At 75.2% G+C, this 24,185-nt stretch carries 22 protein-coding genes; 10 read left to right on the forward strand and 12 right to left on the reverse strand.

What is annotated here, in order from left to right; genetic code table 11:
- Positions 1-54 precede the first annotated feature (54 nt).
- Complete coding sequence (locus ACFYNO_RS28265) at positions 55-2,124, reverse strand: phosphocholine-specific phospholipase C (protein WP_388018431.1); 2,070 nt, start codon at positions 2,122-2,124, stop codon at positions 55-57.
- Positions 2,125-2,316: 192 nt separating this feature from the next.
- On the opposite strand from ACFYNO_RS28265, the gene ACFYNO_RS28270 reads away from it, so the two are divergent.
- The gene (locus ACFYNO_RS28270; protein WP_388018434.1) at positions 2,317-2,832 is read left to right on the forward strand and encodes an HAD domain-containing protein; all 516 of its coding nucleotides are present in this window, start codon (positions 2,317-2,319) and stop codon (positions 2,830-2,832) included.
- An 11-nt stretch (positions 2,833-2,843) separates the two neighbouring features.
- On the opposite strand, the gene ACFYNO_RS28275 is transcribed toward ACFYNO_RS28270, so the two are convergent.
- Positions 2,844-4,196, reverse strand: coding sequence for a ricin-type beta-trefoil lectin domain protein (locus tag ACFYNO_RS28275; RefSeq protein ID WP_388018437.1), 1,353 nt, complete (start codon positions 4,194-4,196; stop codon positions 2,844-2,846).
- A 282-nt stretch (positions 4,197-4,478) separates the two neighbouring features.
- On the opposite strand from ACFYNO_RS28275, the gene ACFYNO_RS28280 reads away from it, so the two are divergent.
- From ACFYNO_RS28280 to ACFYNO_RS28295, 4 genes are all read left to right on the forward strand, one after another.
- Positions 4,479-4,796, forward strand: coding sequence for a UBP-type zinc finger domain-containing protein (locus ACFYNO_RS28280; protein WP_388018440.1), 318 nt, complete (start codon positions 4,479-4,481; stop codon positions 4,794-4,796).
- Positions 4,797-4,839: 43 nt separating this feature from the next.
- A complete protein-coding gene (locus ACFYNO_RS28285; protein WP_388018443.1) occupies positions 4,840-5,757 on the forward strand; it encodes a Gfo/Idh/MocA family protein in 918 nt (305 codons plus the stop codon).
- Between the two features lie 133 nt (positions 5,758-5,890).
- Positions 5,891-7,306, forward strand: coding sequence for an MFS transporter (locus tag ACFYNO_RS28290; protein ID WP_388018446.1), 1,416 nt, complete (start codon positions 5,891-5,893; stop codon positions 7,304-7,306).
- A gap of 41 nt (positions 7,307-7,347) precedes the next feature.
- Positions 7,348-8,553 (forward strand): sensor histidine kinase, encoded by a 1,206-nt coding sequence (locus ACFYNO_RS28295; protein WP_388018553.1) that lies wholly within the window; start codon positions 7,348-7,350, stop codon positions 8,551-8,553.
- A gap of 47 nt (positions 8,554-8,600) precedes the next feature.
- On the opposite strand, the gene ACFYNO_RS28300 is transcribed toward ACFYNO_RS28295, so the two are convergent.
- Both ACFYNO_RS28300 and ACFYNO_RS28305 read right to left on the reverse strand, forming a co-directional pair.
- Positions 8,601-9,269, reverse strand: coding sequence for a response regulator (locus ACFYNO_RS28300; protein ID WP_388018449.1), 669 nt, complete (start codon positions 9,267-9,269; stop codon positions 8,601-8,603).
- Complete coding sequence (locus ACFYNO_RS28305; RefSeq protein ID WP_388018452.1) at positions 9,266-10,438, reverse strand: sensor histidine kinase; 1,173 nt, start codon at positions 10,436-10,438, stop codon at positions 9,266-9,268. The genes ACFYNO_RS28300 and ACFYNO_RS28305 overlap by 4 nt, the downstream gene beginning before the upstream one ends.
- A 132-nt stretch (positions 10,439-10,570) precedes the next feature.
- On the opposite strand from ACFYNO_RS28305, the gene ACFYNO_RS28310 reads away from it, so the two are divergent.
- Both ACFYNO_RS28310 and ACFYNO_RS28315 read left to right on the forward strand, forming a co-directional pair.
- On the forward strand, positions 10,571-11,482 hold the full coding sequence (locus ACFYNO_RS28310; RefSeq protein ID WP_388018455.1) for an ATP-binding cassette domain-containing protein: 912 nt from the start codon (positions 10,571-10,573) through the stop codon (positions 11,480-11,482).
- Positions 11,479-12,330, forward strand: coding sequence for an ABC transporter permease (locus tag ACFYNO_RS28315; protein WP_388018458.1), 852 nt, complete (start codon positions 11,479-11,481; stop codon positions 12,328-12,330). The genes ACFYNO_RS28310 and ACFYNO_RS28315 overlap by 4 nt, the downstream gene beginning before the upstream one ends.
- 51 nt (positions 12,331-12,381) lie before the next feature.
- On the opposite strand, the gene ACFYNO_RS28320 is transcribed toward ACFYNO_RS28315, so the two are convergent.
- From ACFYNO_RS28320 to ACFYNO_RS28330, 3 genes are all read right to left on the reverse strand, one after another.
- Positions 12,382-13,623, reverse strand: a complete 1,242-nt coding sequence (locus tag ACFYNO_RS28320) for a wax ester/triacylglycerol synthase domain-containing protein (protein WP_388018460.1) — start codon at positions 13,621-13,623, stop codon at positions 12,382-12,384.
- A gap of 64 nt (positions 13,624-13,687) precedes the next feature.
- On the reverse strand, positions 13,688-14,947 hold the full coding sequence (locus ACFYNO_RS28325; RefSeq protein ID WP_388018463.1) for a glycosyltransferase: 1,260 nt from the start codon (positions 14,945-14,947) through the stop codon (positions 13,688-13,690).
- 27 nt (positions 14,948-14,974) lie between these two features.
- Complete coding sequence (locus tag ACFYNO_RS28330) at positions 14,975-15,922, reverse strand: alpha/beta fold hydrolase (RefSeq protein ID WP_388018466.1); 948 nt, start codon at positions 15,920-15,922, stop codon at positions 14,975-14,977.
- A 260-nt stretch (positions 15,923-16,182) separates the two neighbouring features.
- Between ACFYNO_RS28330 and ACFYNO_RS28335 the strand changes: the two genes are divergently transcribed.
- Positions 16,183-16,590 (forward strand): hypothetical protein, encoded by a 408-nt coding sequence (locus ACFYNO_RS28335; RefSeq protein ID WP_388018469.1) that lies wholly within the window; start codon positions 16,183-16,185, stop codon positions 16,588-16,590.
- A gap of 40 nt (positions 16,591-16,630) precedes the next feature.
- On the opposite strand, the gene ACFYNO_RS28340 is transcribed toward ACFYNO_RS28335, so the two are convergent.
- The 3 genes from ACFYNO_RS28340 to ACFYNO_RS28350 form a co-directional block, all read right to left on the reverse strand.
- Positions 16,631-17,230, reverse strand: coding sequence for a hypothetical protein (locus tag ACFYNO_RS28340; RefSeq protein WP_388018472.1), 600 nt, complete (start codon positions 17,228-17,230; stop codon positions 16,631-16,633).
- A 188-nt stretch (positions 17,231-17,418) separates the two neighbouring features.
- Complete coding sequence (locus ACFYNO_RS28345; protein WP_388018475.1) at positions 17,419-18,390, reverse strand: metallophosphoesterase; 972 nt, start codon at positions 18,388-18,390, stop codon at positions 17,419-17,421.
- A gap of 77 nt (positions 18,391-18,467) precedes the next feature.
- Positions 18,468-18,824 carry an STAS/SEC14 domain-containing protein gene (locus ACFYNO_RS28350; protein ID WP_388018478.1) on the reverse strand — a complete coding sequence of 119 codons (357 nt, stop codon included), beginning with the start codon at positions 18,822-18,824 and terminating at the stop codon, positions 18,468-18,470.
- A gap of 183 nt (positions 18,825-19,007) precedes the next feature.
- On the opposite strand from ACFYNO_RS28350, the gene ACFYNO_RS28355 reads away from it, so the two are divergent.
- Positions 19,008-20,024, forward strand: a complete 1,017-nt coding sequence (locus ACFYNO_RS28355; RefSeq protein WP_388018481.1) for an alpha/beta hydrolase — start codon at positions 19,008-19,010, stop codon at positions 20,022-20,024.
- Positions 20,025-20,075: 51 nt separating this feature from the next.
- On the opposite strand, the gene ACFYNO_RS28360 is transcribed toward ACFYNO_RS28355, so the two are convergent.
- Entirely contained in the window at positions 20,076-21,005 is a 930-nt protein-coding gene (locus ACFYNO_RS28360) for a class I SAM-dependent methyltransferase (protein WP_388018484.1), read from the reverse strand.
- Positions 21,006-21,053: 48 nt separating this feature from the next.
- Between ACFYNO_RS28360 and ACFYNO_RS28365 the strand changes: the two genes are divergently transcribed.
- Positions 21,054-21,665 (forward strand): helix-turn-helix domain-containing protein, encoded by a 612-nt coding sequence (locus ACFYNO_RS28365; protein WP_388018487.1) that lies wholly within the window; start codon positions 21,054-21,056, stop codon positions 21,663-21,665.
- Between the two features lie 15 nt (positions 21,666-21,680).
- Here the strand turns inward: ACFYNO_RS28365 and ACFYNO_RS28370 are convergent, their stop codons facing one another.
- A complete protein-coding gene (locus ACFYNO_RS28370; protein ID WP_388018490.1) occupies positions 21,681-24,116 on the reverse strand; it encodes a SpoIIE family protein phosphatase in 2,436 nt (811 codons plus the stop codon).
- Between the last annotated feature and the right edge of the window lie 69 nt (positions 24,117-24,185).

Genomic DNA, 24,185 nt, shown 5'->3' on the forward strand with positions numbered 1-24,185 from the left:
AGCCGCCGCTCTCCTGGCGCTGGGTCAGGAGAGCGGCGGCCGGTGCCGCGGGCGTCAGCCGCTGACGCTGGCGCTGCCGGTCTCCAGGTGGCCGGTGGCGCGGCGGGTCCAGGAGGAGTCGCCGCTCACCGTCACGGTGAAGTCGTACCAGCCGTTGCAGATCACCACGTTGTTGAAGAAGTCGGTGACCGTGGCGCCCGGCGCCACCTGGTAGGTCCAGGTGCCGGCGCGGTAGTTGGTGGAGGTGATGGTGAAGGTGACCGCGGCGGTGCCGGTGTTGGTCATCTTGAACCAGACCGCCTGCTTGCCGGTGTCCGGCGCCGGGGCGTAGTAGGTGCTCGCCTCGGCCGTCCGGCCGGCCGCGGTGGCGTCGCCGGTGAAGCGGCGCAGGAAGCGGTTCGGGCCGAAGACCGAGAGGTCGTACTGGCCGTTGCCGAAGTTGGCGCCGATGTTGAAGAAGTCGCTGGTGCTGCCGTCGGTGCCGGTCGCCGCGTTGTAGGGCGCGACGGTGTACTGCCAGGGGCCGCCGGTGCGGTGGGCGTTGGCGTAGATCGAGTAGTGCGCCCAGGCGGTGGCCTGCGGGCCCTGGTTGGCCATGTCGATCCAGAGCAGGATCTGGTTGTTGGCGTCGTACTCGATCCGGTCCACCCAGGCGTTCGGCTGGTAGGGCAGCGCGCGGGCCGGCTTGGTGCCGGTCTCCTGGGCGGGCATCGAGTTGGTGCCCGGGCTCGGGTTGATCTGCAGGTTGGCGGTGGCCTGGCTGATCGTCGCGCTGGTGTCGGGCAGCGAGGGCAGCCCGAAGACCGGGTTGGCGAAGTCGAAGGCACCGGTCAGGTCGCCGCAGACCTGGCGGCGCCAGGCGCTGATGTTGGGGCAGGCGGCCGGGGTGCCGAGCGCCGCCGTCCAGGTCTCCAGGAACTGGATCACGCTGGTGTGGTCGTAGACCTGGGAGTCCACCCAGCCGCCGCGGGTCCACGGCGAGGCGATGATCATCGGGACGCGGAAGCCGAGGCCGATGTTGGTGCTGTTGTAGAACTCGCCCGCGGTGCCGGCCGGCGCGGCCGGCGGCGGCACGTGGTCGAAGAAGCCGTCGTTCTCGTCGTAGTTGAGGAAGAGGACGGTGGAGTTGAAGGTGTCCGGGTTGGCAGCCAGCGCCTGCAGCACCAGGTTGATGAAGTGCGCGCCGTTCTCCGGCGGGCCGTCCGGGTGCTCGGAGAAGAGCTGGTTGGAGACCACCCAGGAGACCTGCGGCAGCGTGCCGTTGACCGAGTCGGCGCGGATCGCGGCGGCGATGTCGTCCGGGGTCGAGCCGGTGCTCGGCACCGAGCCCATGCCGTGCTGGGCCAGCGGGCTGGAGCCGGCGGCGCCGCTGAACTGGGAGAAGTAGGCCAGGCCGTTGTCGCCGAAGTTGTCCGAGGCGTTCTGGTAGACCTTCCAGCTCACCCCGGCGTTCTGCAGCGCCTCGGCGTAGGTCTGCCACTTCAGGCCGGACTCGGAGCCGCCGTCGTAGGCCGGGCCGCCCGCGGTGCCGGCCGGGTCGATCGTGCCGGACCACAGGTAGGTGCGGTTGGGGCCGGTGGCCGAGAGGATCGAGCAGTGGTACGCGTCGCAGATGGTGTAGGCGTCGGCCAGCGCGTAGTGGAACGGGATGTCCGACCGGTTCATGAAGCCCATGGTCCGGTTGGAGCCCTTGGCGGAGATCCAGGAGTCCATCCTGCCGCTGTTCCAGGCGCCGTGCTGGGTGCCCCAGGAGTGGTCCAGCGAACCGTCGCACTGGGCCAGCTGCTCCTTGCTGACGCCCCACCACCAGGTGCTGGTGGCGCTCAGCTGCCAGGGGTACTGCCGGCCGCTGCCGTTGGGCTGGTTGAAGACGCTGTTGCCGTCCGGGAGCTGGATGGCACTGCGGTCGCCGAAGCCGCGGACGCCCTTGAGCGTGCCGAAGTAGTGGTCGAAGCTCCGGTTCTCCTGCATCAGGACCACGACGTGCTTGACGTCGCGGATGGTGCCGGTGGGCGCGGTGGCGGCGTCCGCGACGGACGCGGTGCCGGGCAGGGCCTCCAGGCCGACGACTGCGCCGAGCGCGGCGGCGGAGCCGAGGAAGGTGCGGCGGGTGACGGGGGACACCAGGGCCTCCGGGAAGAAGGTTATACAACTTTGGCCATGGAGGACTGTCCGGCCACCAGGTTGCGACTGGCGGGTAACAAAATGTCGGTCAGATGAAGCCGAGCGGTCGACTGGCGGTCCAGCGGTTCGGGACCGAACCCGGGCCGCCGGCCGGACGTCGGAGCCGGTGACTGCTGTGGAAGGAGAGGCGATTTGCGCCCACTGCTCTACCTCGACGTGGACGGCGTGCTCAACCCGGTGCAGCCGGTCCCGGTCGACGACTTCGCGGCGCACGAGCTGGCGGGTTACCGGGTCTGGCTCTCCGCGCGGCACGGCGAATGGCTGGCCGAGCTGGCCGAGGTCTACGAAATCTGCTGGGCCACCACCTGGCAGGACGAGGCGAACCGGCTGATCGCCCCGCTGCTCGGCCTCGGGCCGCTGCCGGTGGTGCGGGTGGTCGGCTACCGGCGGCAGCCCGGGGATCCCCGGATCCGGCTGATGGAGCTGATCTCAGGGGCCAAGTGGGCGCCGCTGCTGCGGTACGCCGAGGGGCGGCCGTTCGCCTGGGTGGACGATGTGATCCCGCCCCGGCTGGTGCGGAACTCGCTGCTGCGGCGGGACCGGCTGCTGCTGCCGGTCGACGCGCGGTTCGGGCTGCAGCGGCACCACGTGGAGCAGTTGTTGGCCAGGCCGCCCCGGGCGAGGTGGGGGCGGGGCGGCCCGGCGTAGGTGGGGGCGGGTCAGGCGGGGAGCTTCCACTGCTGGTTGGCGCCGCCGGTGCAGTCCCAGATCTCCACCTGGGTGCCCGGGGTGGTGGACCAGCCGGTGTCGTCCAGGCAGCGGTTGGACTGGGGGTTGTAGAGGGAGCCGTCGGAGCGCGGGATCCAGACCTGGGCGGCGGTGTTGTTGCAGGTGTAGAGGTCCACGGTGGTGCCGTTGGCGGTGCCGCCGCCGTTGATGTCCAGGCACTTGCCGAGCACGTGCAGGGTGGTGCCGGCCTGGACGAAGGTCCACTGCTGGGCCGGCGTGCCGTTGCAGGTGTAGACCTGGACTGGGTTGTAGTCGGCGGTGTTCGCGCTGCGGTCGTCCAGGCAGAGGCCGCCGTAGCCGACCACCGCGCCGCCGCCACCGGTGCCGCCCCCGCCGCCGGTGGTGGTGTACGCGACCACGTGGCCCACGGTCATGGTGCCGCTGGAAGCGCTGGCCGAGGTCGGCGTGGTGCAGCCGCAGACGCCGTTGGGGAAGCTGCCGCCGATCGCCAGGTCCAGGATGATCTGCAGGTTGTGGTCGAAGGCCTGCTGCCAGACCGCCGTGCCGACCTGGCTCTCCGCGACGCTGAAGTAGGCCGAGCCGTCCAGGTACCAGGTGATGGTCTCGGCGGCGGTGTTGGTGCGGTCCAGGATCATCGAGTAGGTGTGGAACCCGCTCTGGCAGCCGGAGCAGGCGCGCAGGCCGCTGCCGATGCCGTTGCCCTCGTTGCAGACGCCGCCCGGGTAGGTGCCGCAGTGGATGGTGCCGGCCACCTCGGAGAGCGAGTTGACGTCCTCCATGATGTCGACCTCGCCGTTCTCCGGCCACTGGCCCTGGCCGAGCATCCAGAACGCCGGCCAGTAGCCCGGGCCGCCGGTGGGCTGCTGGATCTCGGCGCTCACCTGGAGCTTGCCGCCCGCGGGCGCGCCGACCACGGCGCTGGGGGTGCGCAGCCGGCCGGAGGTCCAGGCGCCGCCGTTGTTCAGGGCGGTGATGTCCAGGTGGCCGTTGCCGTCCAGGTGCACGTTGGCGGTCGAGTTGGTCATGGTCTCGATCTCGCCGGTGCCGAAGTTGGAGCCGGGGCCGGTGTCGTAGGTCCAGTTGGCGGAGGAGGGCGCGCTGCCCGCCGCGCCGGAGAAGTCGTCGCTGAAGACCGTGGCCCAGCCGGCCGGTGCGCCGGGAACGGTGTCGGCGTGCGCGGCGCTGGCGGGACCGGCCAGGCCGAGCAGCGCGGCGGCCAGGGCGGCGGTGGCGGCACCGGCGGTCCAGCGCCGCAGGGCGCGGCGCAGCCGGCCCGCGGGCGCCCGGGTGGGGGTGGGGTGGGGGATGGGTCGGGAAGGCATCGGTGTCTCCCTGAGTCGATGTGAGCGGATTCAACTCCTGGAGTAACAGGCCGTCAAGACTTGGCGCAGCGTTGAGGTTTTCGGGCTTTTGACTTCAAGTCATGGAGCGTTCAATCCTTTGCATCATGCCCTGATTGCACTATCTGATGTCATGATCACGCAGCCGCCCTCCCGTCGCGCGCGTCGCTGGTCCGTTGTCAGGGCGGGCCGGTACGGTGACCGCGTGGCCGCCGGACCGCGGCCGCGCCTCACCACCACCGAGCCTTGTGAGGGGAGAAGCCGATGTCCGGATGGAGGGTCGCCCCCGACCCCGGCCGGCCCCAACTGCCGGTCTGCTCGCACCTGGCGGCGGCGCTGCCCGGCGTGCTCCCGTCCACCCGGCAGGGCTGCGAGGGCTGCCTCGCCGAGGGCGCCGACTGGGTGAGCCTGCGGATGTGCCTGAGCTGCGGTCACATCGGCTGCTGCGACAGCTCGCCGGAGCGCCATGCCACCGCCCACTTCCAGCGCCTCGGCCACCCGCTGATGCGCTCCTTCGAGCCCGGCGAGACCTGGGGCTGGTGCTACGAGGACGAGCTGATGCTGGAGCCCGACGCCGGCTGACCCGCGGGCGGCGCCCCGGCCGGCCTGTGGCAGGCTGGCCGGCATGCGCATCGGACTTCTCGGCACCGGACCCTGGGCGCACCGCGTCCACGCGCCGGCCCTGGCCAACCATCCCGAGGTGGAGTTCGCCGGCGTCTGGGGCCGGCGGCCCGAGGCGGCGGCGGCCCTGGCGGGCGAGCACGGCGTGCCCGTCTTCGACACGCCCGACGAGCTGTTCGCCGCGGTGGACGCCGTCTCCATCGCCCTGCCGCCCGACGTGCAGGCCCCGCTCGCCATGCGCGCCGCCGAGGCCGGCCGGCACCTGCTGCTGGACAAGCCGGTGGCGCTGCGGCCCGAGCAGGCGGCCGAGCTGCTGGGTGTCGCCGCACAGGCCCGGATCGCGGCGCGGGTCTTCTTCACCCTGCGGTTCGACGCCGACACCTCCCGCTGGATCGCCGAACAGGCGGCGGCCGGGGACTGGTTCACCGCGCACGCCCGCTGGCTCTCCGCCGTCTTCACCAGCGACAGCCCGTACGCCGACTCGCCCTGGCGGCAGGAGCGCGGCGCGCTCTGGGACGTGGGACCGCACCTGCTGTCGGTGCTGCTGCCCGCGCTCGGCGAGGTCGAACGGCTCACCGCCGTCCCCGGGCCCGCCGACACCGTGCACCTGGTGCTGCGCCACACCAGCGGCGCGTCGAGCTCCGCCGAGCTGAGCCTGAGCGCGCCGAAGGCCGCCTCCGAGGTCTCCGTCGAGCTGCGCGGCGAGTCCGGGGTCACCCGGCTGCCCGACTTCCCGAACGGGCCGCGGGTGGCCTTCGGCCGGGCGGTCGACGAGCTGCTGGCCGAGGTGCGGGGCGAGGCCCCGGCGGCCGGTGCCCTGCCGCCCTGCGACCTGGTCTTCGGCCTGCGGGTGGTCTCGCTGCTCGCGGCGGCCGAGGAATCGCTGTGCGCGGGGCGCACGGTGACGGTCCGACCGGTCTGAGGCCGCCGGATTCCTGGTAGCTGGTCTAGACCTGTCCGGATTAATTCCAGTAGCCGGGCCGGCAGCCCGCTGCGTAGCTTCGCTGACCATGCGCGATGACGGCGAGCACGGCAGCGGTGGACCGGCGGCACCCATGAGCACCCGTCGGCCGGCGGTGCACCACGCACCGCCGGCCGATCACCCGGCGGACGACGCGGCCGACGGCCAGGCCGACGGCTTGTTCGGCCGGCGGCACCTCGCGGCGACCCTCAGCTACAGCGCCGTGATGTTCCTGACCGGCTTCGCCGCGCTCGCCGTGCTGCCCACCCTCCCGCTGGCCGCCCGCGACCTGCACGGGCTGGCGCTCTACCCGCTCGCGGCCGGCTGCTTCGTGGCCGCCAGCCTGCTCGGAGGGGTGATCGGCGGCGACTGGGCCGACCGGGCCGGCGCCCGGCGCCCGCTCGCCGTCGGCGTGGTGCTCTCGGTGGCCACCCTGCTGGTCTCCGCCACCAGCACCACCATCTGGCAGCTGGCAGCCGGCCGTTTCCTGGACGGCATCGCGGCCGGCATGGTGGCCGTGTCGATCAACACCGCGATCGGCCAGTCCTACCCCGACCGGCTGCGCTCGCGGATGCTGGCGATGATGAGCTCCGCCTGGATCGTGCCCTCGCTGGCCGGCCCGCCGCTGGCGGGGCTGGTGGCCTCCTGGTGGTCCTGGCGGGTGGTCTTCTTCGGACTGGCCGCGCTGACCGTGCTGCCCTCGCTCGCCGTGGTCGCCGTGCTGCGGCGCGGCGGCGGGACCGGCCGCACCGAGCGCGCGTCCGCCGAGCGGCCCGGCCTCGGCCCGGCGGCCGCCGTCAGCCTCGGTGCGGCGCTGGCCGAGTACGCGGTCGGCGGCTCCGGCGCCCTCCACCTGGCCTGCGGCGCGGCCGGGGTGGCACTGCTCGCCGTCTTCGCCACCCGGCTGCTGCCGGCCGGCACCTGGCGGGCTGCCCGCGGCCTGCCCGCCTCGCTGCTGCTGCGCGGCCTCGGCTCCGGCGTCTACTTCACCACCGAGGCCTTCGTGCCGCTGCTGCTCGACACCGTGCGGCGCCAGCCGGCGCTGGTGCCCGCGCTCGGCTTCACCGGTGCGGCGCTCGCCTGGGCGGGCGCCTCCTGGGTGCAGAGCCGCTGGTGGGACGGCGTGGCGCGGCACCGGCTGGTGGCCGGCGGCGCGCTGGTGCTGGGCGGCGCGGTGCTGCTGGCCGCGCTGGCGACGGTGCCGGCCGTGCCCGCGCCGCTGGCCGCGGCGGCCATCGTGCTGGCGGCCGTCGGCATGGGGCTGCTGGCACCCTCGCTCACCCTGCTCAGCCTCGGGCACGCCCCGGCGGACCGTCAGGGCTACGCCAGCAGCTCGATGCAGACCACCCAGAACCTCGGGCAGATCGGCGTGCTCGGCCTGGCCTCCGCGCTCTTCGACCTGCTGGGCGGCACCGCCCACGGCGTCACCGGTTTCCGCACCGTCTTCCTGCTGCTGGTGCTGCCCTGCCTGCTCCTGGCGGCGCTGGCGGCCCGGGCCCGGGCCCGCTGAGGAGCCGGACCGCCGCGCACCGTACGCTGCTGCGGGTGCGGATGACCGTGGACCGGTGGTGGCAGCGCCTGTCGGCGCGGCGCGCGGCCTGGGCCGACGCGGGGGTGGCCGGCCTGCTGGCCGTGCTGATCCTGGTCTTCGCGCTGCGCTACCCGCCGCCGGGCAACTGGCGGCCGTTCGACGGCTGGGCGGTGCTGCTCGGCCTGGCCTGCAGCCTGCCGCTGGCGGTGCGCCGGCGCTGGCCGCGCGCCGTGCTGCTGGTCACCGGGACGGGGCTGGCCTGCTACACCGGGGCCGGCTACCAGTCGGGGCCCAACCTCTGGGGCCCGCTGCTGGCCTGTTACACCGTCGCCAGCCGCTGCTCGGGCGGGGCGGGCGCCACCGCCACCGCGTTCACCGGCGCGCTCTGGTTCGCCAGTGGCCTGGAGAGCCGGGTCGGCCCGCTGATCGCCGCGGGCCAGGCCGGGCTCGGACCCGGGATCGCCTGGCGGTTCGGCACCCGCACCCGGGCGATCCGGGCCCGCAACGCCGAGCTCGACCGGCTCACCCGCCGACTGGCCCAGGAGCAGGCCGCCCGGGCCCGGCACGCCGTCACCGAGGAGCGGCTGCGGATCGCCCGCGAGTTGCACGACGTGCTCGCCAACCACATGTCGGTGATCGCCGTGCAGGCCGGGCTGGCCCACTACCTGCTGCCCCGGGAGCCGGAGACGGCCGCCGCCGCGATCGACACCATCGCCGACACCAGCCGCGAGAGCCTGCGCGAACTGCGGGCGCTGCTCGGCATGCTGCGGATCGGTCAGGACGAGTCGGGCGACCCGGCCGACCCGGCCGAGCCCGCCCGGGTGCCCGGGCTGGACCGGCTCCCCGAGCTTGCCGACCGGATGCGCTCCGCCGGCCTCGACGTGCGCCTGAGCAGCACCGGCCCCCCGCACCGGCTGGCCCCGGGCGTGGACCTGGCCGCCTTCCGGCTGGTCCAGGAGGCGCTCACCAATGTGCTGAAGCACGCCGGGAAGGCCGCCACCGCCACCGTCGCCCTGCACTACGGCGAGGGCGGGCTCACCGGCCGGATCACCGACGACGGCCCGGGGCCGCCCGGCCCCGGCCGGGTGGAGGGGAGCGGCCACGGACTGATCGGCATGCGCGAACGGGTCGGCCTGTACGGCGGCACCCTGCACACCGGCCCGCTGCCGGGCGGCGGCTACGAAGTCCGGTTCACCCTGCCGGCCTCCGCCGTGCCGGTGGGCTGACCGGACCTGACCCGCCTGGTTCGACCTGACCCGCCGTCAGCAGCGGCTCAGCCGGCCGGCGCGACCAGCCCGTGCTGGTACGCCAGGATGACCAGCTGCACCCGGTCCCGGGCCGACAGCTTCTGCAGCAGCCGGGCCACGTGCACCTTCACCGTGGAGACGCTGACGCACAGCTGCCCGGCGATCTCCCCGTTGGAGAGCCCCCGGCCGATCAGGGTCAGCACCTCGCGCTCCCGCTCGGTGACCCCCTCGACCGGCCGGGCCCGGACCGCCGCCGCCCGGCCGGGCTCCGGCCGGGCGGCGAACTCGCGGATCAGCCGCCGGGTGACGCCTGGCGCGAGCAGCGCGTCCCCCTCCGCCACCACCCGGACACCGTCGAGGATGTTCTCCAGCTGCGAGTCCTTCACCAGGAACCCGCTGGCACCCGCGCGCAGCGCGCCGTAGACGTACTCGTCGTCGTCGAAGGTGGTCAGCACCAGTACCTGGGACCGGTTGCCGGGCTCCGCCAGGATCCGGCGGGTGGCCTCCAGCCCGTCCAGCCCCGGCATCCGGATGTCCATCAGCACCACGTCCGGCCGGACCCGGCGGACCAGCTCCACCGCCGCCAGGCCGTCGCCGGCCTCGCCGACCACCTCCAGGTCGGGCGCGTCGGCGATCAGCACCCGAAGCCCGGTGCGGATCAGCGCCTGGTCGTCCACCAGCACCACCCGGATCATCCGCGCACCGCCGCGGGCAGCGGCAGCTCGGCCGCGACCCGGAAGCCGCCGCCCGGCCGCGGACCGGCGCTGAACCGGCCGTGCAGCAGGCCGACCCGCTCCCGCATGCCGGCGATGCCGTAGCCCGCGTCCGTACCCGGGCCGGCGACCGGCCCGCCCCGGCCCGGATCGACGATCTCCACGCTCAGCTCCTCCGCCCGGTAACCCACCGTCACCCGGCACCGGGCGGTCCCCGAGTGCCGCACCACATTGGTCACCGCCTCCTGGACGATCCGGAAGGCGGCCAGCTCCAGCTCGGCGGGCAGCTCCCGCGGCTCGCCGTCGCGCACCAGCTCCACCCGCACCCCGGCCTCGCCGGCCCGCTCCACCAGGGCGTCCAGATCGGCCAGGCCCGGGGCCGGACCGACCGGCGCCCGCTCGCCGTCCGCCTCGCGCAGCGCGCCGAGCATCCGGCGCAGCCCGGCCAGGGTCTCCCGGCTGGTCGCCTCCACCGCCTGCAGCGCGGCCCGCGCCTCCTGCGGCTGGGTCTCCATCACCCGGCTGCCTACGCCCGCCTGGATGGCGATGATGCCGATCGAGTGCGCGACCATGTCGTGCAGCTCCCGGGCGATCCGCAGCCGCTCGTCGGTCACCGCCTGCCGGGCGGTCCGGGCGCGCAGCGCCTCGGCGTGGGCGCGGCCGAGCCGCTGGGTGTGGCCGACCAGCCAGGCCAGCGCCACCGTGCCGGCCAGCGCCAGCGCGGTGAACACCCCGGCGCCGTCCGGCCGGCGGGCCGCGTAGCCCGCGAGCACGGCGAGCGGCAGCAGCGCCGTCGGCACCGACACCCGGCGGTCCCGGGTCGCGGCCGTGTACCCCACCAGCAGATCGGCCAGCAGGAAGAAGACCACCGGGGCCTCCCGCACCGGCAGCCGCAGGGCGAGCATCGCGCCCGCCAGTGCCACCGCGACGGCACCCGCAGGCACCGCCCGCAGCAGCAGCGCGGCCAGCGTGCTGACCACCGCCGCGAGCAGCAGCGGCGCGTCCTCCAGATTCCCGTCGAACCGGGTCAACTGCCGCAGCTCGTCCGACCGCTGACAGCAGCGAAGCAGGATCAGCAGCAGCCAGCAGGCCGCCACCCAGGCGGCGGGCGGCAGGCGCCGGAGCAGCGGCGGTCGGAGCGCGGGGATCATGCGGAAGATCGTATCCAGCCGGTCGGAGCGGCGCGTCGGCCCTGGGGCGTACGCCCCGGGGCCAGCCGGACGGTGCGGGAGTGGCCGCCGGTCCGATGCCGCTGACCTGGGCCGACGGCCATCGTGGAGCCCGTGATCGAAGCAACCGAGCTGACGAAGCGCTACGGCGGCCGCACCGCCGTGGACCGACTGACCTTCACCGTCCACCCCGGCCGGGTGACCGGCTTCCTCGGGCCCAACGGCGCCGGGAAGTCCACCACTCTGCGGATGATCCTGGGCCTGGACGCCCCGACGGCCGGCACGGTCACCGTGGCTGGCACGCCGTTCGCCGACCGGCCGCGCGGACTGCGCCACGTCGGCGCCCTGCTGGACGCGCAGGACGTGCACGGCGGCCGCACCGCCCGGGCCCACCTGGCGGCGCTGGCCCGCGGCAACCGGATCCCGCTCGCCCGGGTGGACCGGGTGCTCGCCGAGGTCGGGCTCGCGACCGTGGCCCGGCGCCGGATCGGCGGCTACTCGCTGGGCATGAAGCAGCGGCTCGGCATCGCCGGCGCGCTGCTCGGCGACCCGCCGGTGCTGGTCTTCGACGAGCCGCTGAACGGGCTCGACCCGGAGGGCGTGCGCTGGCTGCGCGGACTGCTGCGGCGGCTGGCGGGGGAGGGGCGGACCGTCTTCTTCTCCAGCCACATGATGGGCGAGCTGGCGCACACCGCCGACCAGGTGGTGGTGATCGGGCAGGGCCGGCTGATCGCCGACCAGCCCCTCACCGAGTTCGCCGCCCGGGACGGCGCCGCCGCCGGGGTCACCGTGCGCGCCGCCGACCCGGCCGCGCTGGCCGCCGTGCTGCGGGCGGCCGGCGCCGAACTGCGCCCGGACGGCGAGGGCGCCGTGCTGGTGACGGGCCTGACCGCCGACCGGATCGGCGAGCTGGCGCACCGTCACGGCCTGGTGCTCCACCAGCTGGCCGACCGCGGGCCCTCGCTGGAGGCCGCCTTCATGGAACTGACCGCCGACCGCCACCACCGCGCAGGAGCCGTCCGATGAGTACCCGTCCCACCGCCGGCGCCGCCGAGCCCGAGCCCGCGCCGCGGCTGCGCGACCTGCTGGCCGCCGAGTGGATCAAGATCCGCTCGCTCCGCTCGACCTACTGGGTGCTGGCGCTGAGCGCCGTCGCCGCCATCGCGATCAACCTCAACGCCGTGCACAGCGACCTGCGCTACCTCGACCATCCGCCCCGGCTCGCCGCCGGGCTCACCATCCCGAGGTACGACCCGCTCTGGCACGGCCTCAACAGCATCGCCGCCGACGTGATCACGCTCGCGGCGGCGGTCTTCGGGGCGATCACCGTCTTCGGCGAGTACACCACCGGGCTGATCCGCGCCACCTTCGCGGCCGTACCGGACCGGCGGGCCGTGGTGGCCGCGAAGATCATCACGGTCACCGGGATCACCCTGCCGCTCGGGGTGCTGGTCGCCGCCGTCTCCTTCTTCGGCAGCAACGCGATGCTCGCCTCCCGGCACGTCGGCCTGTCGATCGGCGACGACGGGTGCCTGCGCGCGGTGGCCGGGTACGCGCTGGCGGTGCCGGTCTGCGCGCTGGTCGGGATGGCGATCGGGGCGGTGCTGCGGCACGCCACCGCCTCGGTGAGCACGGTGGTGGGGCTGCTCTTCCTCGCGCCGATGCTGTTCGGCGGGGACCGGTACAGGCTGCTGCGGGAGATCGGCAACTGCCTGCCGCTGACCGCCGAGGCCCGGCTGGCGCTCAATCCGCACACCTCCGCCAGCCTGGGGCTCTATCCGCCGACGGTGACCGGCGCCTGGCTCACCCTGGCCGGCTGGGCGCTGGCCGGGGCGGCGGTCACGGTGGTCGCGGTGCGGCGGCGGGACGCCTGACGGGCCGGCCGACGGGGCCGCGGGCTGACGGACCGACGGGCCGACCGGCCGTCAGGGCCGGGCCAGCAGGCGGATCTCGGCGCGGACGGCCGCGGCCAGCGGCTCGGCCAGGTGCGCCATCCGGTCGTCGGTCACCGCGGCGACCGTGGCACCGGTCGGGTGGTGGTGCAGCGTCAGGGCGACCGGGTGGGCCGGGCCGAGCGGCGGCAGCGCCGCCAGCGCCGTCAACCGGGCCACGCCCAGGGTGCGCTCCGGGCCGGCCGGGGCGGGCAGGCTGCTGCAGAGCAGGGAGAAGTACTGCGGGGAGTCGAAGTAGCGGGCCAGCAGGGTGCCGAGGGCGGTGGTCCGGCAGGGCTGCTCCGCCACCAGCGCCGCCTGGGCGGCGGCGCGCGGGGCCAGCTGCTCCCGGCTGGTGCGGGCGGACAGCTCGGCGAGCCGGGCGCGCGGGTCGGGGTGGCGGGGCAGCGGGATCCGCACCGTCGCGTAGCGGTTGCCCAGCAGGCCGCGCTGCTCCGGACCGCGGGCGTCGACCGGTACCAGGGCGGTCGGGCGGCCGGGGCGGGCGGGGCCGAGCAGGTCCAGGCGGTGCAGCGCGCCGGCGGCCGCGGCCAGGAAGACGGCGGTGCCGGAGCTGCGGGCTGCGGGCAGGGCGGCGCGGGCGGCGGCGAGTTCGGTGCTGCCGACGGTGGCGAAGGCGACCTTGCGGCCGGGCCCCGGCGAGCCGTGGATCGGCAGGCGGCGGCTCTGCGGGACCAGGTCGCCGGCGAGGCGGGCGAGGCGGGTCAGCGGACCGGGCCGGTGGTGCTCGGGGCCCGGCTCGGGCTCCGCCGGAGGCAGGCCGAGCAGGGCGTCCAGCAGGGTGCCGAGGGAGATGCCGTCGAGCAGGGCGTGGTGGGCGCGCAGCAGGAGGGCGAAGCCGGTGCGGGTGGGGAGCAGGTGGAGCTGCCAGGGCGGTCGGTCGGTCGGGAGGGGGTCGGCGGCCAGGCGGCCGATCAGCTCGGTGCGGCAGCCCGGGCCGGAGTGCACGTGCCGCTCGGGGGCGAACGGGCCGCCGTCCGTCCAGTGCGGCCAGCCGGCGGCGGTGGGGGCGGCGCGGGGGACCATACGGAGGCGGGGGAGGGCGCTCCACTGCTTGTCGGTGAGCAGGCGCAGCTCGGCGAGAGTCGGGGCCGGGCCGTCGAACCAGGCGACCAGGCTCACCGGGGCGGCGGCCGTGGCGGGGCCCTGCTGGCGGTAGAGCCAGGCGTCCTGCGGGGGCATGGGGGTGGTGGCGGGTGACAGGTCGTCAGTCATGCCGGGGGTCTCCTGGGCGCTCTGGTCTTGCCGGAGTGATGTCGGGGCCGGGCCTGGCGTGATGTCAGGCACGGCGCACCACGGCGCGGGCCACCGCGCCCGCGCCGTCCTCGCGCGCCAGCCGGGCCGCCAGGGCGCGGGCGCTGCGGGTGGGGGCGGGGGCGCCGACGGTCCGGCGCAGGGCGTCGGCCAGGCGGTCGGCGGTCAGGTGGTCGAATGGCAGCACGCCGACCGCCGTGCCGAGCTGGACCAGCCGCGCCGCCCACCACGGCTGGTCGGTGAAGACCGGCACCGGCACGCTCGGCACCCCCGCGCGCAGCGTGGCCGCCGTGGTGCCCGCGCCCGCGTGGTGCACCACGGCGGCGGTCCGCGGCAGCAGCCAGGAGTGCGGCAGGGCGCCCACGGTGAGGATGTCGTCGCTGCCGCCGGTGTGCTCGCCCTCGCCGCTGAGGCCCGCCCAGCCGGACTGGATGATCCCGCGCAGCCCCGCCCGCCGCACCGCCCGCACCGCGAGCCGGCCCAGCCGCTCGGGGTCGCCGGGCATCATGCTGCCGAAGCCGATCAGCACCGGCGGCGGTCCGGCGGCCAGGAAGTCGGTGAGCGCGGCGGGCGGCCGCCAGTGCGGGCACTCGTGCGGCCACCAGTAGCCGTCGACGCTCAGGCCCGGGCGCCAGTCGGCGGGGCGGGGCAGCACGCTCGGGCTGATGCCGTGGTGGATCGGCCAGCGGCTGCGCTCCCGGTCGGCGCGCAACTGGTGCGCCCCGCGCGGCGGGAGGCCGAGCCGGTGGCGGGCGGCGCGGACGGCGGAGCGGTGCATGGCGTCCAGCAGTCCGTTGGCGGCCCGGGCCCGCGAGCGGTTGCCCCGGCCGGCCGGCCGCCAGGGCAAGGTGCACGGCCCGAACTCGCGGGTGGGCGTGTCGGGCTGCAGGAAGACGCCGGCGCTCGGCACCCCGCGCGCGGCGGCGCCGAGTGCGCCCACCGGAGCGGCCAGGGTGGAGAGCAGGACCAGATCGGCGGCCGGGTCGACCGCGTCGAGCAGGTCGTCGACCAGCGCCAGGGCGGCCCGGGAGGTGGCGGTGGCGAGCGCGCCGGCCGCGCGCAGCCCGCCGAGCCCGCGCGGCCGTTCGGCATGCGCGGCGATCAGCTCGGCGAAGGGGTCGGCCGCGAGCGGCTTCAGGCGCAGCCCGCAGCAGGCCACCAGCGGTTCGAAGGCCGCATGGGTGGCCAGCTCCACTTGGTGCCCGTCGGCCAGCAGCCGGTGCGCCAGGCCGGTGTAGGGGGCGACCGAGCCGGTGGTGCCCACGGTGACGAGCTGGATGCGCATCTGTCGGCGGACCGTTCCGCTGCCGGGTCAGCCGCGCCAGCGCGGGCCGGCCACCAGGGCCGGGGTCGGCGAGACGCGTTCCACCGAGCGGCAGTAGGGCAGCCCGGCGAGCGGGCGGCCGTGCAGGAACCGCAGGATCAGGTCGACCAGCTCGTCCGGCCGCTCCAGCAGCAGCATGTGGTCGGCCTCGGCGACCTTGGCGAACCAGCTGTCGGCGCAGGTGGCGGCCAGCTCGCGGCAGAGGTCGGGGGTGGTGAAGATGTCGTGCTCGCCGGTGGTGACCAGCACCGGGGCGGTGGGGGCCTGGCTCGGGTCGAGCATCTGGTGCTGGAGCAGGCGGCGGGTGTTGGTGAGGTGCTGCTCGATCTCGTCGGGGGCCAGCGAGGTCATCCGGCGGATCAGGAAGCGGTGCACCCGGCTGCCCCGGGTGACGGCCCCGATCCGCTCCTGGTTGACCAGCAGGGCCGCGGTCGCGTCGGCGAACTCCGCCACCCGACCGGCCGTCAGCAGGTCGACGGTGCGCTGCATCGCGGCCCGGGCGGTCGGCGGGATCGAGGTCATGGTGCCGGCCAGCACCATCTTCGCCACCCGCTCGGGGCGGCGCTGGGCGAGCAGGTAGGCGACGGCGGTGCCGTAGGAGCCGGCCAGCACGTTGACCCGGGGCAGGCCGACCTCGTCCAGCATGTGGCAGAGCGCATCGGCCATGAAGTCGGCGCCGTAGCGCTCCGGTAGCGGTTCGCCGGCGCCCCAGCCCGGCAGGTCCACGGTGAGCAGGTCCGCGTGCTCGACCAGTCCGCGCTCGATCCGCCCCCAGCTCTCCTTGGTCTGGAAGGCACCGCCGATCAGCACCACCGGGGCGAGCCGCGGCTCGGGGGAGTGGGAGTGCACGAGGCGGGAGGCGCAGCGGTAGCCGCGCCAGTGGTGGCCGATGACGAGCGGTTCCGCCGGGGTGAGCGGCGGCAGGGTCATTGTCATGGGAGCGACACCTTCGGAGCGATCGGACCACCAGGGGCCATTGCCGGAAACGGCAATGCCGATCACGCTATGCGGACGGCGCCGTACCGGTCGGCGCGACACGGCCCAGCCGCCAGAGGCCACTCTCCAATGTGGGTGCGGGGGTTGCCACTGTTGAGATGAACGTACTGCTGGCGAACGGAGGTTTGGAACGCGTGTGCGCGAGCGGCGGTGCGCAGGGCATGGGATGCCCCTGCGGCTTGTCGTGCCATGATCGGCGGGTGCTGATCGAACTGGCTGAGTTGCAGGCCCGCCCCGGACGGCCCCCGCTGGCCCGGGTCCGGACACCGCTCGGACCGGCGGTCGCGGTCTGGCACGGTGCGCCGGACGCCCGGCTCGGGCCGCACCACGTCGAGTGGACGCTGGACGAGGAGCTGGAGCTGGGCCGGAACGCGGTACCGGCGGGTGAAGCACTGCCGGGTGTGCGGGTGGCGGGCGAGCGGCTGCTGCTGCGCGGGCAGTTGCTCGCGCCCTGGGAGGGCACGGCCGTGCTGGACCTGGGCGGCGAGCCGGTCCTGGTGGATCTGGCGGGGGCGGCGAGCTCGGCGGATCCTGCGCTGGCGGAGGGCAGTTGGGTCGAGCTGACGGTTGAGGTGGAGCGGGTCTGGCTCTACCCGTTCACCCTGTGAGCCGGACGCCCGGCCGCCACGGAGGAGGCCCTGGCCGGCGTCAGTAGGTGCGCCAGCAGCCCACCGCCCCGTCACCCGCCCGCTCCGCGTAGCGCAGCACGCGCAGCGGGCCGTCCAGGAACTCGCCGGCCTGGTGTTGGGAGCCGTTGCCCAGCCGTTCCAGCCACTCCTCGATCCGCTCAGCCACCACCGCCCGCCGGTGGCCGCCGACCGCCAGGGCCCGCTCCACCTCCGGCAGCGCGGACCGGACCTCATCGGCCGTCAGCAGGAAGGACCCGAACCGCCCCGGCAGCAGACCCGTCGCCCCGGGGCCGAGGCCGTGGCAGAGCGCCGCCGGCGGGTGCGTCTTCCGGGCGCCGGCCACAAAAACACCCTCCGCCGGGGTGCCCGACAGCTGCTGGAGGCAGGCCTCCTCGGCCTCGGCCGCCTCCGCCAGCTCGACGTGGCACAGCATCAGCTCGGCCAGCGGCTGCGCCGACTCCCGGGTGAGCGCGACCGGCGGCTGGGCGGCCCACCAGGCCAGATCCTCCCGGTACTCCGCCGCCGCGCCGCTCCAGGGCTGCGCACCGTGCTGCTCGCGCACCGCGCGCACCGCACTGTCGGGCAGCGCACCCACCACCCACATGCCCATCCAGCTCATGCGAGCCACCTCCTGTCGTCGTTGCCACCACCCTGACACGCGGCGCCGGGGCGGCGCCTCGGCCAGTCAGCTGACAGGGCATCAGACGATCGGCTGACACGTGGGTAGCCCGATCGGGGGCAGGAGGCTGTCCGTCCGGCCGACGCGGCGGGGCCGGCGTTTCGGCAGGCTGGGGGCATGTCGATCATTCAGATGTGCGGTCCCGCCGGGCAACACCGGGCGTCCGATCCAGGGCCGGCGCTGGTGAGCCGTGAGGCCGGTGACCGGCGAGGGGGCGGCTGAACCCTGAGCGGGTACCAGTCCTCCGTCAGTGACCGTCCGTCAGGTATCCGACCAGCTCGGTCAGCGGCAGCTGGTACACCGGCTTCCCCTGGCGCAGCGGCACCAGCACCGTGCGGCAGCCCTCCGGGGTGATGTCCACCCGGGTGCAGGCCTGCAGCGGGACGGCGCGGACCTGGCCGGTGGGGGGCCATCGGGTCGGCGGCGTAGGCGTTGCCCGGGCCGATCCAGACCGGGATGCCCGCGAACTGGCCGGCCGCCGCACTGTGGGTGTGCCCGGCCAGGATCAGCCGCACGTCGGTGCCCCGCACCACCTCGGCCAGCCGCTCCGGCTCGCGCAGATCGAGGTGCCGGCCGTGCTGCGGGTCCTCGAAGCCGGGGCTGAGCCCGGCCAGCGGTGGGTGGTGCAGCACCAGCACGGTGCCGTGCTCGGCCGGCTCGGCCAACTGCCCGGCCAGCCAGTCCAGCTGCTCCTGGTCGAGCTGGCCGTAGGGCTTGCCGGGCAGCGAGGTGTCCAGCGTGGCGATCCGCAGGCCGCCGACCCGGACCACGTGGTCGAAGGGCTCGGTGGTCGGGTCGAGGCCCAGCAGCCCCGCGCGCAGCGCCCCGCGCTCGTCGTGGTTGCCGGCCGCGTAGACGACCTGCGCACCGAGCTCGGCCGCCGCGGCCTCCACCAGCTCCGCGATGATCCGGTAGGAGGCCTCGTCGCCGGAGTCGGTGTTGTCACCCGAGAGGATGATCGCGTCGAACTTCCGCCCGGAGGCGACGGCTGCGTCGAGCGCGTCGGCCAGCGCGGCCCGGGTGTCGGCCTCGCCGTACAGCAGCCCCTCCGGGATCACGTGGACGTCGGTCAGGTGCAGCAGGGAGTACTGGTAGTCCATACCGCCGACCCTGGACCGCGGAGGTGGCCGTCCAGGGTCGACGCAGGGTCGGCTCCGTGAATTCTGTCCGGTACGGGTCAGGCGGCGGCCCAGGCCACGGCCTGGTCGCGCTCGGCGAGGGGGAAGGTGCGGAGCTCGCCGGGGGTCATCCAGCCGAAGACCGAGGTCATGTGCGTCATCCAGGGGATGTCGGTGACCAGGGCGATCCGCTTCCAGTGCCGCAGGTGCTCCAGGCCGACCTTCAGGTCCTGCCAGACCGCGCCGCCGGACATCCCGTGGAAGTCCGGGATCACGATGACGAAGCGGACCTCGCCCTCGCTCGCCGCGTGCTCGATCGCCGGGATCACCACGTCGCGGTAGTCCTCCGCCTCCAGGGTGCCGCCGGTCTCGAAGCCGATCACGCCGTCGGGCAGGTCTTCCAGTTCCTTGATCACAGCTGCCTCCTCTGGGGGTCCCGGAACCCGACCCTACGACAAGCGCACTGGTCACCCCGGCAGCGCCACGAGGTCGCGGGCCTCTGCCCAAACGGCCCTACTGTCCGGTAATTTGTCGCGGACGGCCGGACGACGGCCGGACGACGGCCGACGGCGACGACGGCGGAGAGGGAAGGCAGCGCGATGACGGTCCCGGTGGAGGTGCGGGTGCAGGCGGCGGTGCTGCGGGCGATCGCGGGCCCGGCGGTCCGCCGGGACGGTCAGGTGCTCTCCCTGGACGCCCAGTTGCTGCTCCGCCTCCAGCGGATCTCCGGCACCACCCTGGTCCACCGCAGCGGCCAGGTCGCACCCTCCCGCAGCGGGGTGGAGCTCGGCCGCCACCTGGTCGGCGGTCCGCGGATCGAACCGGTGGCCGTCCGCGAGCTGCTGATCCCCGCCCCGCACGGCGAGGTGCCCGCCACCCTCTACACCCCCGAGACCGCCGAGCAGCCCTCCGGCCTGCTGGTCTTCTTCCACGGCGGCGGCTGGGTGATCGGCTCCCGGGCCGGCTACGACAACACGGCGCGGTTCTTCGCCCGGCACGCCGGCGTCCGGGTGCTCTCGGTGGAGTACCGGCTGGCGCCCGAGCACGTCTTCCCGGCCGCCGTGGACGACGCCCTCGCCGCCTTCGGCCACGCCCACGAGCACGCCGCCGACCTGGGCGTGGACCCGGACCGGATCGCGGTCGGCGGGGACAGCGCCGGCGGCAACCTGGCGGCCGTGGTCGCCCAGCAGACGGTGGCCGCCGGCGGCCCCTCGCCCGCCTTCCAGCTGCTCTGCTATCCGGCCACCGACGCCTCCCGGTGGCGCCGCTCCCGGGAGCTCTTCGCCGACGGGTACTACCTGACCAGCGACGGCATGGACTGGTTCGGCGACCACTACGCCCCGCCCGGGATCGACCGCACCGACCCGCGGATCTCCCCGCTGCTCACCGAGGACCTGACCGGACTGCCCCCGGCCTACATCGCCACCGCCGGCTTCGACCCGCTGCGCGACGAGGGCGAGGCCTACGCGGAGCGGCTGCGCGAGGCCGGGGTGCGGGTGGCGCTCAGCCGCCAGCCCGACCTGATCCACGGGTACATCAGCTACCTGGGGATCGGTCACCGGTTCCGCGAGGCCACCGCCGAGGCGGCCGGTGCGCTCCGGCTCGCGCTGAGCTGACCGGGCGTCGGCCGCGGCCGACGCCCGGTCAGCCCCGCACCTGAGGCCGGATCAGGGGCGGCGGGCCACCCAGACCCGGCGCTCGGCGCGCACCAGCAGGTCGGAGCGGCGCAGCACGTTCTCCGGGCCCGGTCCGTCGATCAGGGCGTCCAGCACCTCCAGGTCCGCCGCGCCGAGCTGGTCGCCGAGCCGTTCGCGGTTGCGGGCCAGCACCAGCCGCGCGTAACGGGCGGCCGGGTCCGGGAGCGGGGAGGCCAGCTCGACGGTGAACCGCCGCTCGGGCTCGACCTCGAACCCGGCCCCGGTGAGGATCGGCCCCCAGTCGGCCCCGAGGTAGGGCAGCTCCTCGGCCAGCCGGGCCGCCACGACAGCCCGGCAGCGCCGCTCCAGGCCGGGCTCGCCCAGCCCGAGGTCCTCGGGCAGGAAGCTGGGCAGGCCGTCGATCTCGACCAGGGCGAAGAGCCCGCCCGGGCGCAGCAGTGCGCGCAGCCGGCGCAGCGCGTCCTGCGGGTCGGCGACGTGGTGCAGGGCGGCGGCGGACCAGGCCAGGTCCACGGTGCCGAAGTCGGGCCAGTCGGCGTCCAGGTCGGCCTCGACGGTCCGCACCCGTCCGTCCAGGCCCGCCGCCGCGGCCTTGGCGCGCACCCGCTCCAGCATGCCGGCGGACATGTCCACCGCCGTCACCCGGGCGTCGGGGAAGCGCTCCAGCAGCGCGAAGGTGCCCGCGCCGGTGCCGGTGCCGAGGTCCAGCACGGACTGCACGGTCTGCCCGGTGGTGAGCTCGGCCAGCCACTCGGTGACCCCGGTGAGCGGCTGGTGCAGCAGCTCGGCGTCCAGGTCGAGCATCTCGGCCAGCTCGGCCTCGCGCGCCGGGTCGTGCTCGTGCTGGTGGCCGCCGTGGCCATGGCCGTTTCCGTGGCCGTGCTGGTGGCCGTGAGCCCGGTGGGAGTGGCCGTCGTGGTCGTGCGTGAGATCTGCCATGCCCCCGACCCTACGAAATCCTTGCGCCTGAGGCATAGCATCTTGCGTATGACGCAAGAAGACGGCGACCTGGACGCCCTGGTGCGCAAGCGCATCCGCGGACTGCGCTCGGCGATGGGCTGGTCGCTCGACGAACTGGCCGCCCGCTGCTACCTCAGCGCCTCCACGCTCAGCCGGATCGAGACCGGCAGCCGCCGGATCGGCCTGGACCAGCTGGTGGCGCTGGCCAAGGCGCTCGGCACCACGCTGGACCAGCTGGTCCAGACGGCCGGCGACGAGGACGTGGTGATCCGGCCGCGTTACGAGCCCGGCCGGGGCGTCACCAGCTGGACCTTCAACCGGGACACCGGAGTGATGGCGGCCCGGATGCGGATCACCCGGCCGGCCCCCACCGGCACCGCCGAGCTGAAGGCCCACCCGGGCCGGGAGTGGTTCACCGTGCTCTCCGGCACCCTGGTGCTCCAGCTGGCCGACCGGCGGATCACCGTGGAGGCGGGCGAGGCCGCCGAGTTCTCCACCATGACCCCGCACGCCCTCGGTGCCCAGGGCGGCCCGGCCGAGATCCTGGGCATCTTCGACCCCGACGGCCGCCGCTCCCACCTCGACGCCGCCGAGCTGCCGGACACCTCCCAGCCGAAGGCCGGGGGAGGCCCGGCCTGATCCGACGCGAGACGGCTAGACGCTCTGCTCCGCCCAGATCACCTTTCCCTCGCCGGTGTACCGGGTGCCCCAGCGGCGGGCCAGCTGGGCGACCAGGAAGAGCCCGCGCCCGCCCTCGTCCGTGGTCCGGGCGTGCCGCAGCCGGGGCGAGGTGGAGCTGCCGTCGAAGACCTCGCAGATCAGCGCCGACTGCCGGATCAGCCGCAGCCGGATCGGCGCCGCGCCGTACCGGATGGCGTTGGTGACCAGCTCGCTGACGATCAGTTCGGTGGTGAACGCCAGCTCCGACAGCCCCCAGTCGGCGAGCACCTGCGTCACCTTCGCCCGGGCCTCGGCCACCTGCGCCGGGTCGGCCGCCAGCTCCCAGGTGACCAGCTGGTCGGGCGCCAGCGGCCGGGGCCGGGCCAGCAGCAGGGCGATGTCGTCCTCGATCCGGTCCGGCAGCATGCCCGCCAGCAGGTCCGCGCAGGCGTTGTCCAGCCCGGGGCGGGCGGCGGCCAGGGTGCTGAGCAGCAGCTCGGCGGCCCGGTCCGGGTCGCGGGTCGCGTGGCCGAGCAGCCCGTCGGTGAAGAGCGCCAGCGTGGCCCCGTCCGGCAGCTCGAACTCGGCCGACTCGAAGGGCAGCGAGCCGACCCCCAGCGGCGGGCCGAGCGGCAGGTCCGCGAACCGCACCTCGCCGTCCGGCAGCAGCAGCGCGGGCGGCACGTGGCCGGCCCGGGCCATGGTGCACAGCCGGGTTGCCGGGTCGTAGACCGCGTAGAGGCACTTGGCGTTGTGCGCCTCGCCGACCGCCGGCTCGCCCGTCCCGGGCTCGCCGCCCGGCTGTCCGCCCGCCCCGGCCTGGTCGTCGGTCAGCCGCAGTACCAGGTCGTCCAGGTGGGCCAGCAGCTCGTCCGGCGGCAGGTCCATGTCGGCCAGGGTGTGCACGGCGGTGCGCAGCCGGCCCATCGCGGCCGCGGCGTTGATGCCGTGCCCGGCCACGTCGCCCACCACCAGCGCCACCCGGGCGCCGGAGAGCGGGATGACGTCGAACCAGTCCCCGCCCACGCCGCCGTGCGTGTCGCCGGGCAGGTAGCGGTGCGCCACCTCCAGCGCGGGGCAGGCCGGCAGGGTCTGCGGCAGCAGACTGCGCTGCAGGGTGAGCGCCGTGTCGTGCTCGCGGGTGTAGCGGCGGGCGTTGTCCAGGCAGACGGCGGCCCGGGAGACCAGCTCCTCGGCCAGCGAGACGTCACCCGCCTCGAACGGGTCGGAGCCGGTGGTGCGGATGAACAGCGCCACCCCGTGCACCACCCCGCGGGCCCGCACCGGCACGGCCATCAGCGAGCGCAGCGACCACGCCCGGACGGTGCGCTCGCGCCGCGGGTCCTCGGCCAGCCAGGCCAGCGAGTCGCTGTCGGTGTCGGCGTCCAGCAGGGCGGTGCCCTCGGCGAGGCAGCGCACCATCGGCGAGGAGGGCGGGTAGCCGGGGGCGCTGCCCAGCTCGGTCACCACCTCCGGGTTGCCGGGCCGGGCCGAGAGGTGCGCCATCCGGCGCAGGGCGGCGGCCGACCCGGCGGTGGGCGGCCCGGGCTCCTCGCCGCGCAGCACCGGCTCCAGCAGGTCGAGCGCCGCGAAGTCGGCGAACCGCGGCACCACCAGCTCGACCAGCTCCCGGCTGGTGGTCACCGGGTCCAGCGTGGTGCCGATCCGGGCGCCCGAATCGGTCAGCAGCCCCAGCCGCTGCCGGATCCGCCAGCGGTCGGTGATGTCCGTGCCCATGTAGCAGACGCCCAGCACCCGGCCGTCGGCGTCGTCCAGCCGCAGCATCGAGCAGGAGAAGACGTGTTGGCGGTCGGGGTCGGTGGGCAGCCGGCCGCGGTATTCCAGCTGACTGACCGGCCGGCCGGTCTCCAGGGTCTGGCGCAGCTTGCTCTCGACGATCTCCGGTGACAGGTCGGGCAGCACGTCGCCGAACCGGCGCCCCAGCCGCTCCGGCAGGCCGATGCCGCCCATCCGGGCCAGCGTCTCGTTCAGCCAGAGGTAGCGCAGGTCGGTGTCCAGCACGGCGATGCCGTAGGGGGAGTGGGCGAGGAAGCGGCCGAGCACCGAGTGGCTGGCGCTCCACCAGGGGGCGCCGGCCAGGTCCAGGGCGTTGAGCAGCCAGCGGTCGGCGCCGCCGATGTCGGCCAGCCGGGTGGCCTCGACGCCGACCGTGCGGGCGGTGCCGTCGCGGTGCCGCAGCCGGACCACCCCCGAGACCCCGTCCGCCTGCTGCGCCGGGTCGGCCAGCAGCTCGCGCGCCGGGCGGCCCAGCACCTCCGCCGCCGGATGCCCGAGCAGCTGTTCGGCGGCGGCCGACCAGCCGACCAGCCTGCCGTGCCGGTCCAGCACCGCGCTGGCCGTGGGCAGCAGGTCGAACGGGCGGGCCGCGCCGGGGTCGTCGAGCCGGTCGGGGTGCTCCGAGTGGCGCATCCGCGTGGCCTCCTGGGACGGGGGTGTGAGCTCGATTCTGCGGTGACCCGCGGTCGGCCGCCACCGAGC

The sequence above is a fragment of the Kitasatospora sp. NPDC006697 genome (genome assembly GCF_042869935.1).
Lineage (GTDB): Bacteria > Actinomycetota > Actinomycetes > Streptomycetales > Streptomycetaceae > Kitasatospora.

Coding starts and splice junctions, on each gene's coding strand:
- ACFYNO_RS28275 (WP_388018437.1), bottom strand. CDS start 4,196: ATGCCTTCCCGACCCATCCCCCACCCCACCCCCACCCGGGCGCCCGCG.
- ACFYNO_RS28280 (WP_388018440.1), top strand. CDS start 4,479: ATGTCCGGATGGAGGGTCGCCCCCGACCCCGGCCGGCCCCAACTGCCG.
- ACFYNO_RS28285 (WP_388018443.1), top strand. CDS start 4,840: ATGCGCATCGGACTTCTCGGCACCGGACCCTGGGCGCACCGCGTCCAC.
- ACFYNO_RS28290 (WP_388018446.1), top strand. CDS start 5,891: ATGAGCACCCGTCGGCCGGCGGTGCACCACGCACCGCCGGCCGATCAC.
- ACFYNO_RS28295 (WP_388018553.1), top strand. CDS start 7,348: ATGACCGTGGACCGGTGGTGGCAGCGCCTGTCGGCGCGGCGCGCGGCC.
- ACFYNO_RS28300 (WP_388018449.1), bottom strand. CDS start 9,269: ATGATCCGGGTGGTGCTGGTGGACGACCAGGCGCTGATCCGCACCGGG.
- ACFYNO_RS28305 (WP_388018452.1), bottom strand. CDS start 10,438: ATGATCCCCGCGCTCCGACCGCCGCTGCTCCGGCGCCTGCCGCCCGCC.
- ACFYNO_RS28315 (WP_388018458.1), top strand. CDS start 11,479: ATGAGTACCCGTCCCACCGCCGGCGCCGCCGAGCCCGAGCCCGCGCCG.
- ACFYNO_RS28320 (WP_388018460.1), bottom strand. CDS start 13,623: ATGACTGACGACCTGTCACCCGCCACCACCCCCATGCCCCCGCAGGAC.
- ACFYNO_RS28325 (WP_388018463.1), bottom strand. CDS start 14,947: ATGCGCATCCAGCTCGTCACCGTGGGCACCACCGGCTCGGTCGCCCCC.
- ACFYNO_RS28330 (WP_388018466.1), bottom strand. CDS start 15,922: ATGACAATGACCCTGCCGCCGCTCACCCCGGCGGAACCGCTCGTCATC.
- ACFYNO_RS28340 (WP_388018472.1), bottom strand. CDS start 17,230: ATGAGCTGGATGGGCATGTGGGTGGTGGGTGCGCTGCCCGACAGTGCG.
- ACFYNO_RS28345 (WP_388018475.1), bottom strand. CDS start 18,390: ATGGACTACCAGTACTCCCTGCTGCACCTGACCGACGTCCACGTGATC.
- ACFYNO_RS28355 (WP_388018481.1), top strand. CDS start 19,008: ATGACGGTCCCGGTGGAGGTGCGGGTGCAGGCGGCGGTGCTGCGGGCG.
- ACFYNO_RS28360 (WP_388018484.1), bottom strand. CDS start 21,005: ATGGCAGATCTCACGCACGACCACGACGGCCACTCCCACCGGGCTCAC.
- ACFYNO_RS28365 (WP_388018487.1), top strand. CDS start 21,054: ATGACGCAAGAAGACGGCGACCTGGACGCCCTGGTGCGCAAGCGCATC.
- ACFYNO_RS28370 (WP_388018490.1), bottom strand. CDS start 24,116: ATGCGCCACTCGGAGCACCCCGACCGGCTCGACGACCCCGGCGCGGCC.